The 251-nt window shown below is 30.3% G+C and carries 1 protein-coding gene; it reads left to right on the forward strand.

What is annotated here, in order from left to right; translation table 11 throughout:
• Window positions 1-194: hypothetical protein (locus K0040_RS20480; RefSeq protein ID WP_228110484.1), on the forward strand; the 194-nt coding region annotated here is incomplete at its 5' end.
• Window positions 195-251 lie beyond the last annotated feature (57 nt).

Below are 251 nucleotides of genomic sequence, written 5' to 3' on the forward strand. Positions count from 1 at the left end.
AAAAACTAAAAAATAAAAAAATAAATCGATTTTTCGGCGGATGCTCTGCGGTGTGTTTACCATCGTTAAGGTTTTTTCAAATCATAGAAGTGATTCTGTGGACAAAGGAAAACCAAAGTAAACTTTTTCATGACCTAACTCTAAAAATATATAAAATAATATTTTTAGGAGGACACATAATATGTGTGGAATAGTTGGATATTTAGGAAGAAGACAGGCAACAGAAGTTTTAATAGAAGGTCTGTCAAAAT

Source organism: Terrisporobacter petrolearius (assembly GCF_020748185.1).
In the GTDB taxonomy this organism is placed as follows: domain Bacteria; phylum Bacillota; class Clostridia; order Peptostreptococcales; family Peptostreptococcaceae; genus Terrisporobacter; species Terrisporobacter petrolearius.